This window comes from Glycomyces buryatensis, from assembly GCF_004912275.1.
GTDB classification, from domain to species: Bacteria; Actinomycetota; Actinomycetes; order Mycobacteriales; family Micromonosporaceae; genus Glycomyces; species Glycomyces buryatensis.
In genome coordinates this window covers 1-10,407 of sequence record NZ_STGY01000027.1, presented here as the reverse complement: position 1 = coordinate 10,407, position 10,407 = coordinate 1, and the positions used below count along the sequence as shown (strand labels likewise).

General features: G+C 67.5%; 8 protein-coding genes. 5 read left to right on the top strand and 3 right to left on the bottom strand.

Annotated features, from left to right (window positions below):
* Positions 1 to 151 precede the first annotated feature (151 nt).
* A complete protein-coding gene (locus FAB82_RS07290; protein ID WP_136533889.1) occupies positions 152 to 751 on the bottom strand; it encodes a TetR/AcrR family transcriptional regulator in 600 nt (199 codons plus the stop codon).
* 13 nt (positions 752 to 764) lie between these two features.
* Positions 765 to 2,204, bottom strand: coding sequence for an MFS transporter (locus FAB82_RS07285; protein ID WP_136533888.1), 1,440 nt, complete (start codon positions 2,202 to 2,204; stop codon positions 765 to 767).
* An 820-nt stretch (positions 2,205 to 3,024) separates the two neighbouring features.
* On the opposite strand from FAB82_RS07285, the gene FAB82_RS07280 reads away from it, so the two are divergent.
* From FAB82_RS07280 to FAB82_RS07270, 3 genes are all read left to right on the top strand, one after another.
* Positions 3,025 to 4,839: an Hsp70 family protein gene (locus FAB82_RS07280; RefSeq protein ID WP_136533887.1), complete on the top strand. Its 1,815-nt coding sequence runs from the start codon at positions 3,025 to 3,027 to the stop codon at positions 4,837 to 4,839.
* 159 nt (positions 4,840 to 4,998) lie between these two features.
* Positions 4,999 to 5,754, top strand: coding sequence for a hypothetical protein (locus FAB82_RS07275; protein WP_136533886.1), 756 nt, complete (start codon positions 4,999 to 5,001; stop codon positions 5,752 to 5,754).
* A gap of 235 nt (positions 5,755 to 5,989) precedes the next feature.
* Complete coding sequence (locus FAB82_RS07270; protein ID WP_136533885.1) at positions 5,990 to 9,163, top strand: AfsR/SARP family transcriptional regulator; 3,174 nt, start codon at positions 5,990 to 5,992, stop codon at positions 9,161 to 9,163.
* Between the two features lie 134 nt (positions 9,164 to 9,297).
* Here FAB82_RS07270 and FAB82_RS26930 read toward each other — a convergent pair whose 3' ends face one another.
* On the bottom strand, positions 9,298 to 9,471 hold the full coding sequence (locus FAB82_RS26930) for a hypothetical protein (RefSeq protein WP_168801465.1): 174 nt from the start codon (positions 9,469 to 9,471) through the stop codon (positions 9,298 to 9,300).
* Between the two features lie 137 nt (positions 9,472 to 9,608).
* Here FAB82_RS26930 and FAB82_RS07265 point away from each other — a divergent pair, with 137 nt between their 5' ends.
* Together FAB82_RS07265 and FAB82_RS07260 are read left to right on the top strand one after the other, a co-directional pair.
* Positions 9,609 to 9,947, top strand: coding sequence for a PadR family transcriptional regulator (locus tag FAB82_RS07265; protein WP_136533884.1), 339 nt, complete (start codon positions 9,609 to 9,611; stop codon positions 9,945 to 9,947).
* Between the two features lie 64 nt (positions 9,948 to 10,011).
* The gene (locus tag FAB82_RS07260) at positions 10,012 to 10,389 is read left to right on the top strand and encodes a J domain-containing protein (RefSeq protein WP_136533883.1); all 378 of its coding nucleotides are present in this window, start codon (positions 10,012 to 10,014) and stop codon (positions 10,387 to 10,389) included.
* Positions 10,390 to 10,407: the final 18 nt, after the last annotated feature.

Sequence of the window (10,407 nt, the reverse complement as noted above, 5' to 3'; positions counted from 1 at the left end):
GCGAAGGGAACCCGCCTGACACGATTCGCTTCAGTCCCCAAATTCACCGATTGTCCAAACCGAGGTGACTTCCGTTGTACGACAACCCATCCCAGCAGAACCCCACCAGGCATCACTTTCGGTGTGCCCCGCCGAATCGGCGGGCCTTTCCTCACGGCCGATACAGCGAACGCAGGCTGGTCGACAGGATCTCTGGCGCCTGTTCAGCAGTCAGACGCCCGGCGGTGATCTCGTCGGCGGCGGCATGGGCCAGGCTGTAGAGGGTCGTGACCATCCACGACAAGGGCAGGTCATTGCGGAACACGCCCTCGTCCTGCCCGCGAGAGATAAGCGCTTCGACCCGCCGCAGGATCGGGTCGTGGCGCGTGCGGAGCCACTGCGGTGAGACATCGCCGAGGACGTTCTCGCGCAGGTTGCGGTTGCGCTCCATCAGGTGCCATTGCTCGCGCAGGACTCGGTCCAGAGCTTCGTCGGCCGGCCCCGAAGTGTCGACCGACTGCCATGCAGCCTCGGTCTCCTCGAATGTCCGCTCCATCAGCGCCTTGGCCAGCTCGGTCCGGGACGGGAAGTGGCCGTATAGGGTGACGCGACCGACCCCGGCGGCCTCGGCGACCTCGGCGACGCTCACCCCAGGCCGGGAGCTGTAGAGCTTGAGCCCCGCGGTGAGGATCTTGTCGATGCTGCGTTGCGCGTCGGCACGGCGCTGCCCGCCGGGTCGCCGTGCCGACGCAGTGGTCTTGCCGTTGTCCATGAATGAAGGGTAACTAGTGGCTGTGAGGGCCACCGCTGGTTTCGACCTTCCCCTTGGGGACCAGGAGCAGCGCGACGAGTGCGGATACGCCGGAGGCGACCGCGCAGACGAGGAACGCGTCGGTGAACCCTGAAAGCGTCGGCACGCTCGCGGCGATGCTCGCAGCGGCCACTGTCGACATGACGGCGACGCCGACTGAGCCCCCGAGCTCGTGGAAGGTGGTCACCATCCCCGAGGCGACGCCGGCCTCCTGCGGGTCCACACGCGACAGCGCCGTCGCGTTCGCGGTGATGAACAGAGCGCCGAGGGCGAACGCCCCCAGTGCGAGTCCCGGCACCACCACGGTCTCAGCCTGGCTGTCGGAATCGAGCACCGCCAGCCACGCCGAGGCGGCGGCTGCGAGGAGCATTCCGGCTACGGCGATGGGCCGGGGTCCGATCCGGCCGATGAGGTGCGCGGCCAGTTGCGCCCCGATGGTGGTGGCGACGGCGACGGGCAGGAACAGCAGGCCGGTGCGCAGTGGGGAGTACTCGGCGAAGCCCTGGAGGTAGAGCGATCCCAGGAAGAAGAACGAGATCAGCAGCGCGGTCGCTATGAGCATGAGGAACGCGCCCGTGACGACGGTGCGTCGGGCCAGGAGCTGCACACGCATGAGCGGTGCGGCGGTGCGCCGCTCCACCAGGGCGAAGACCACGTAGAGCACGAAGGCGGCGGCCAGCGCCGTGAGCGTGACGGCCGAGTCCCATCCGCGGTCGCCGGCCCCGACCAGGCCGAAGATGAGCGAAGCGGTGGCTGCAGTGACGATCATCGCGCCAGGCATGTCGACGCGTTCTCGCTGCGCGCCAGGGGAGTCGGCCGGAAGGAGAGCGGGCAGGGCCGCCAGGATCACCGCGCCCACTGGGACGTTGATGTAGAAGATCCACTGCCAGCCGGGCCCCGCGGTGAGTACCCCGCCGACGAGGACGCCGATAGCCGCCCCACCTCCGGCGATGGCCGACAATAGTCCCAGCGCACGATGGCGGTCGGCGCCGTGGAACGCGGTGGTGACGGTGGACAGGATGGCGGGGGCCATGAGGGCGGCGCCGAGGCCTTGCGCGAGTCGCCCGCTGAGCAGGACTGGGCCGGTTTGCGCGAGTCCGGCGGCGAGTGAGGCCGCGGTGAACAGCGTGAGCCCGATGATGAGCAGGCGGCGTCGGCCGTAAAGGTCGGCTAGTCGGCCGCCGAGCAGCATGAGGCCGCCGAAGACCAGGGTGTAGCCGGTGACGATCCAGGTCAGCGCTTCTCTGTCGAGATGGAGTTCGGCGCCGATCGAGGGCAGCGCGATGTTGACGACGGTGATGTCGATGATGAGCATCGCCTGTGCGGTGCACAGCAGCGCCAGGACGAGCCGGCGCCGCGGCAGCGGCGGGGCGGCCGGGGCCGTAGCGGAGTCGGGATGGTGGATCGCGGACATGATCACTCCTTAACTTGAACATTGATGTACGAGTTGCAGCGTACCAATGATTCCGCAAAACTCAAACATGCATGTTCAAGTTATTGACACTCGCTCGGCGCGGAACGCCCCGAAACTGCTCCTGCGGTTGCAGTTCCCAGTGCCTTCACTGGTGCGATGTCCGAAGGGCCGCAATGCGAGAGGCTTGCCCCACTTCGAAAGATCAAGCGACGGAACCCGGAGCGTCATGATCCTCATTGCCGATGCGGGCCCTCACGCGCGATCCCTCGACCGCCCGACTCCTCGCGGGGTCGAGGTCGTGGCGGGCAATCCGTCCTGGCCCGAGTCGATTGCGGCGCACCTGGACGGGGTCCGGAGGCGTTTCTCAGTTCCACGGCGGTCCGCGACGCCCGCGGCCCGCGACCGGGCGCCGGTGGTCGAGGTCTTCCTCGCCAAGGAACTCGACTGCCAAGCCCGAGCATCGGAGCGGTGGTGCCTCCGCACCGCCTACCGCGACCGGCTCGAAGCGGACCTCGACGCAGTCGATCCTCAAGCAGCCCAGACCGAATCCGCCGTGCAAAACTTTGGCGGGACAGGGCCGACCCCCATCACGTGGGATCCCACGACGTCCAGGAGAACCCCGTTGTGCGCTAGTCCTGTCCAGCCGTTCGGGGAGGTGAGCGTCCTCTTTTCAGGCGGACGCGCCTTTTGGCTTCTTGGTCCGATTGAGCAGCATTTTCAATCCAGTGAAACGCCGCGCCGCCAGCCGTTCCCTTCGGGCTCACGCTCATCGGCTGCGCCGGAGTTCCTTCCCCGCAGTTCACTTCGATAGCCTGATGCCATGGAAACCCCCGCACCCCAGCACGGTCTCCTTCTCGGCATCGACTTCGGCACCTCGCACACCGTCGCCGTCGTGCGCCGCCCCGACGGGCGGTCCGACACGCTGCTGTTCGACGGCTCGCCCCTGCTCCCGTCGGCGGTCTACGCCCAGGAGGACGGAACGATCGCGGTCGGCCGCGACGCCGTACACAGCGGACGTCGCCGCCCCGACCGCTTCGAGCCGAATCCCAAGCGCGCGGTCGACACCGAGGCAATGCTGCTCGGCGACCGCGAATACGAGGTGGTCGAGCTGATCGCCGCGGTACTCCGCCGCGTCGGGGCCGAGTGCGCACGCGTCGCCGGGGTGCCCGAGCACACCACGGTTACCGTGCCGGCCTCTTGGGGTCCGTTGCGGAACAAGGTGATCCATGACGCCGCTGAGCGGGCGGGCATCGCCCCGGTCGCACTCGTGCCCGAGCCGGTCGCTGCCGCCACGTTCTACACCTCGCTGCTCGAACCGAGCGTCGCATCCGATTCGTCGGTGGTGGTGTTCGACTTCGGCGCCGGGACCTTCGACGTCACGGCGGTGGCCCGCCGGGCGGCCGGTTTCGAAGTGCTCGCCGTGGACGGCCGGGACGACCTGGGCGGACTCGACATGGACGCCGCGATCCTGGAGCACCTGGGCCGGCAGTTCGCGTCCGATCCGAACTGGCGGCGGCTGCTCGAAGCGGCGAACGAGGCCGATCGCGAGGCCCGCCGCGAACTGCTCGAGGAGATCAGGTTCGCCAAGGAGCGGCTGTCCCGCCACCAGAGCATCGACCTGCCCGTCCCCGGCCACGATGCCGACATGCACTTGACGCGTTCCGAACTCGAGGAGGCCACCGCCCCACTGATCAGGCGGGCGGTCAGCGTGATCAAGGCGGTCATCCAGGCCGCCGGGCTCACTCCCGACCGCATCGCGGGAATGTTCCTCGTCGGGGGCGGGAGCCGTATGCCGATCGTGGCGACCGTGCTGCATCAGGAACTCGGCATCGCCCCGACCACGATCGAGCAGCCCGAGACGGCCGTCGCCCAAGGCAGCGTCTTCACCTCCTGGGCGAGGCCCGCTCCACCCCAGCCGGCACCGGCATCACCGGTTACGCCGGCCAATACACCGACTCCCCGGCCCCTTCCCCAACATCAGGCGGGCCTGCCCAAGCCGCCGCGCGCCGCTGCGCCCATTCCGAGACGGCGTCGGCTGCGCAACGTGGTCTTTGCAGCGGCCGCATCGGTGGTCCTGATCGCGGCCGCCGTGGTCGTGGTCGTGAACTGGGACCGGCTGCTGAACTTCGGCAACGGTGACGCCGGCGAGGACTCGTCCGGCACTTTCGTGCAAGCGGCTTTCCACGAGGACACGTGCGCCGACTTTGATTACGGGCCGTACCTAGAGCTCGCTGAGGTGGATGTCACCGATTTCTCAAGTGAGGATGTCACCGGCAACATCAATAACGGCTACTTGAGCTGCTTTTACTTCGTGGACAACTGGGATAGCCTGCAGTTCTCCGTCAAGGAGTGGGACAACACCGAAGACGCGGCGCACAGCATCGAGAGCTCGGTCGAGGAAGGTGACGGCGGATCGGGAGGCTCGGTCAGCGAATTCACCGAACTCGGCGACGCCGGATACCACCAACTGGAGGAGGGACCTCCTACGATTCACTCGATCGCCTTCAGGGAGGGCACTGTTGCATTTCATGTCGCAATCTGGGTTGACTCGGACGGCCCCGAACCTGAAGCGGTCGACGCGGTGCTGATCGAGATCGGCCACGCTCTGCTGGAAACCTTCATCGAGAGCGACTGAGGTACCGATCGAAGCGAGCGAGGCCGGCTCCCTGGCACACGAGAAGTTCGGTGTGCGACTCCACTTGCGAACTGACGCAGGTTCCTCGACGACCAGGGAAGCACAGACTCCGCGGTCAAGCTGCTGCGGAACGCGGTCACCTATTGCCGCCGCAAGAGCGTGCTGCTCGACGACGCGGGCGACCTCAGCCTGTTCAACGGACATCCGCGTCTGGCGCTGCACCTGTTCGCGCAGTCGATTGCTGCGAATCCTGTGGTGCCGCGCTTTGAAGACACCGGCCGTCACTACCTGTACTGCAGGATCGCCGTGGTATTCAAAGCATTGGGCGATGCGACTGGAGCGGCTTGGGCCGCTGGGCTCCAGGACTTCACCTACCTCGAGGAGGCGGGGCAGAAACGGATCCGCGACGCCATCGCACGCGCCGACTCGGCCGGGCTCGGCCTGGCCGGAGCCGGCGTGCTGTTGCTGGCCATCGGGTCGATGATTCCGCAGGTCTCCTTCGACGGCTCCGACGAGGAGCTGTCGTACCTCCCGCTCGCGGGCCTCGGGGGCGTCGTCGGCGGCCTCCCCGGACTCGCACCGGCCATCCTTCTGATCGTCATCGTCGGCTGGACCGCCGTCGGCATCAAACCCGGACTTCAATGGACCGCCAAGCTCGGCGGCATCGGCCTGGCCCTGACCACCATCGCCGCTTCTTTCCAACCGGTCCAGGCCCTCAACAGCCTTCTTGAGGACTCTGAGGACGCCGACATCGAGGCTGCGGCCGGAGGGGGCATCTGGCTCTACGTCCTCGCTGCGATCCTGTTGGCGGTCAGCATCTTCATGATGCGCTGGGCCCCGCGGCCGCAAACACAGATACAGCAGGTGCCGCAGCATCAGCCGCAGCCGGGACCCTACAACCACCCTCAGCAGTAACCAAGCCGCGGAACGAAACGGAGGCCGGGCGCCACAAACCCGGCCTCCAGTCGTGCTCTGTGCAGGCGAGGAAGTGGAAACTTGCCTCGCCTTGGAGTAGCGCGAACCGGATATCATCGGCCGCCCCGGCCCTCCGACGAGAACGGCCCTTCGCGTGGCTTCCAGCTTCGAGTTCAATGCCCTTGGTCCCCTTGAGGTTCGAGTCGGAGACAAGGCAGTTCTCCCCTTGCCTCCGATGCAGCGCAACCTATTGGGAGTCCTGCTGGCACGGTGCGGTCAACACGTCCCGCTGAGCGAGCTGTCCGTGGCCGTCTGGTCCGGCTCACCACCGCCCAGCGCCGCCTCCAGCCTTCAGGTCCATGTCCACCGCTTGCGGCGCGCTCTCGGCGGTTCCCGGCGTATCGCCCCCGGACCCAGCGGCTACCGCATCGACGTCACCGCCGACGAGTTCGATGTTCTCCGGTTCACCGAACTGTCGGACCGGGGTCGCCGCGAACGCGCTGAAGAGATGGCGGATGCGGCGGTCGAATCGTTGGAGCGGGCGCTGGCCCTGTGGCGGGGCGAGCCGTATTCCGGCATCGCGCCCTCGCCACTGATCGTGGCCGAGGCCGCCCGGATGACCGAGATGCAGGTCGGCGCCCAGCAGGAGCTGTTCGAACTGCGACTGGACAGGGGCGACCACCAGCAGTTGGTCGCCTCGCTCACGGAACTGGTGCAGGCGCATCCGTACCACGAGCGACTCGCCGCGCTGCTCATGCTCGCGCTGTACCGAGCGAGTCGACAGGCCGAAGCCCTCGAGATGTACCGCACTCGCCGCAAGCTGCTCGTCACCGAGCTCGGTGTCGAACCCGGTGAGCTGCTACGGCGCATGCACGAAGCGGTGCTACGCGGCGATGAGCGCCTGGCGGACGTCGCCACCGCGACGCTGGAAGGGACCTGGACTCCGGTGGCCCGGCGGATCGTCGGTGGAACGACCGCCGTTCCGCGCGAGCTTCCCATGGCACCGCACGGCTTCTTCGGAAGGGACGGCGAGGTCCAGCGGCTCGACCGGCTGCTCGCCACCGACACGGCGCCGATCGCCGTGCTCACCGGCATGGGAGGCATCGGCAAGACCGCCCTGGCAGTCCACTGGGCACATCGCGTCGCCGACCGTTTCCCCGACGGCCAAATGTTCATCGACCTGCGCGGACACAGTGGCGGCACGGCACTGCGGCCGATCGACGCGCTGGCGGCACTGCTCGGGTCGCTCGATGTGGCCGCCGACCAGATCCCCTTGGACGTCGACCAGGCCTCGGCCAAGTTCCGCACCTGCGTCGAGGGTCGGCGGATGCTGATCGTGCTTGACAACGCCGCGTCGGCCGATCAGGTGCGCCCGCTCCTTTACGGAGGCTCGGAATGCCTGGTGCTGGTGACGAGCCGCCAACGCCTCAGCGGCCTCGTCGCGGACCACGGTGCCGTTCGGGTCGCTCTCGAACCGCTCGCGACAGAGGACTCGCGTGCGCTCATCGCCTGGCTGACGAGACTTCCCGACGGCCCCAAAGCGCGCGCGGCGGCGGTCGTGGCCGAGCTGTGCGCCGGGCTGCCGTTGGCGCTGCGCATCGCGGCGGCCAATCTGGCGGAAGAGCCGGGCCTGGATCCCGCGGCGTATCTCGCGCGGCTCTCCGACGGCGACCGACTGGCATCACTGCAGATCGACGACAGCCCGGACGCCGCGATTCGGAACGTGTTCGAATCCTCCTACCGGGCCATCCCGGCCGAGGCGCGAAGGCTGTTCCGGCTGCTCGGCATGGTGCCGGGTCCGGACTTCACCGCCGAGGCCGCCGCGAGGCTCGCCAGTACCTCCGTTGAGGACGCCGAAGCGGTGCTGGACCGGCTGGTCGCGGCGCACCTGGTCGACCGCTACCGGCCCGGCCGCTACCGACTGCACGACCTGCTCCGGCTCTATGCCGAGGAGCGGACCGGAGCTGAAGAGACTCCGCAGAAGCGCGCCGAAGCCACCGGGCGGCTCTTCGACTGGTACCTCCACTGCGCCCATGCCTGCAGAGAAGCGCTCGCTCCCGCGATGACCCACCTGCCCGTACCGGAATGGAAGGAAGCGCGCTTCGAACCCACTCCGGGGGCCGCCGCCGAGTGGCTGGACAGCGAACGCGGCAACCTCGTCGCGGCGGTCGAGCACGCCGCCGAACACGGGCCCGCCTCGATCGCCTGGCTGCTCAGCGACGCTCTGCGCGCCTACGCGTGGTCCAATATGTCTGGACCCGACGCCGTGCGCCTCAATGAGGCGGCAATCGGCGCCGCCGAACGGGCGGGCGACCGGCTCGGCCTGGCCGCCGCTGAGCTGGGCCTGTCGCTCTCGTTGATCCGCAGCCGCAGGTCGGCCAAGGCGATCGAGCACGGCGACCGAGCCGCGCGGCTCGCCGAGGAGGCCGGGTGGGTCATGGGACAGGCGGCAGCGGCGAACAACCTGATAGGCGCCTGCTCCGACATCGGGCGATTGCGTGAAGGCATCGTCTACGGCGAGACGGCGCTGCGGCTCTGCCGGGAGTGCGGCCAGCTCACCACCCAATGCGTCACTCTGGACGCGCTGGGCAACCTTCATGCCGATCTCGGTGAGATCCACACGGCCGCCGAGTACTTCCTCGCCGAACACGAGACTGCCATCAGCGCGGGCAACGACGCGTTCGAGTCGATAGGGCTGATCAACCTCGCAGACGTCGAACTGATGCGAGGGCGGCTCGGTGTCGCCAACGACCACATCGACAAGGTGCTCAAGGCTCTGGACGGTCGCCCCATCGCCGGGTTCCACTTTCGGCACCATCAGGTCGCGGCTCGCATCCACCTCGCGGCCGGACGCCTCGATCGGGCGCGGGCGAGTGCCGAGCAGGCCATCGACGGACTGCCGGAGTTCCCATGGCCGCAGCTCGAATGCGACACCATCTCCACACTCGCGGCGGTCCGCGACGCCATGGGAGAGCACCGCGATGCGATCGACCTCTATGACCGCGCTCTCGATCTCTCAAAGCGGGAGGCACTCTTCCATTGGATCCAGGCCATGATCGGCCGGGCTACGGCGCAATACCGTCTCGGGATGCTCGATCACGCTCGCGACGACTCCTTGCGGGCGCTCGAACCGGCTCATGGTTCGGAGTTTCGCCGGTTCGAAGGCGAAGCGCTCAATGTGATCGCCAAGATCGAGCTCGCATTGGAACGTCCCGCAGATGCGGACAAGCACGCAGAATTGGCGCTGCGACTCAACCGCGAGACCGGGTACCGACTCGCCGAGGCGGAGTCGCTGCACGTCAACGGCGACGTCCGCGAGGCCGCAGGCGACTCGGAGGGCGCTCGCCGTTACCGGCGAGAGGCGCGGGATCTCTACGACGAGATGGGAGCCGTGCCCCCGCCGGACTGAGCAGTTCCGGACCACTTGCCGTCCACGTGCCATCTGTTGTGGCCCTGAGAACTTCGTGGATACGATGCGAGGCCTGGGACGTCATCGACCAGAGAAAATGTTGGCAAAACTCCCTCTACCAGGCCGCCCTCGATCTAGCTGAAATCTACCGCGATATACACCAAAACAACCATGCCGCCGCAGCGCTCGAACGCGCTGCCGCGATCGACCCCGACCGACCTGAAGCATGGGAATACCTTGCCGCCCATCACCGCGAGCGCTGCGATCCTGCCAAGGCCGGCGAAGTCGAAGCCCGTGCCCGCCACCACCGCGAAACCGCAAGACTCGCACGCCGCCCGATGCCGGGACCGCACCCGTAACCCTCGCCTCGCGCTCTTCGATCTGCAGGACTGAACCTGATAGTATCGTTCTCGATATAGGGTCGAGCCCTTGTCGAGGAGGAAAAATGGACGAGAACCCGCCGGCGAAGATCCGGCTCACCATGCCGACCAAGGCGGTTCTTGACCTGCTCCTGTCCGCAGTCGACGACGACCCGCCCTGGGGATATCGCATCTGCGAGGAGTCCGGACTCGGACCCGGCACCGTGTACCCCATTCTTGAGCGACTCGAGCAGGCCCGTTGGATCGCCGGCACCTGGGAAGCCGATGCGCCGCCCGACCGCCCCAAGCGCCGCACCTACCAGATCTCCGACCTCGGTAGCAGGGCCTACCGTGCTGCGCTTGCTAAAGCGACACGCCCCACCGCACGCCTCCGCTGGGGGCTGCGGCCGGGAGAAGCCCGATGATGAGTGTATTGGTGCGAGCTAGCCCAAGCATCAGTCCGTCACCGCAGGACCGATCTGGAGCCGCATGGTGAACGAGCCAGACCATTACCGTGTCCTCGGGATAAATCCGCAGGCCCCGAGATCCGAGATACAGGCCGCCTACCGACGTCGACTGCGCGTGACCCATCCCGACCGCGGCGGCGACATGGACGAGTTCCATCTCGTCCAAGGCGCCTGGGAGACTCTTTCCCACCCTGGGCTGCGCCGCGAGTACGACTTGCTTCGTTTCGGGCGGCGCGCGGCCCGCCGCTACCGCAAGGCCGCCGCACCTTCCCATCGCAAGGTCCGTGGCTGGAACGCCACCCCCGCGAGCATCGTCAGGATATGCAGGGAATTGCGTGGTCTGTGGCAGGAGCGAACACCCGAGCTGCTTGCAACATTGAGGTTCTTCCATCTCGGTTAGCGATCGAAATTGTTCGAT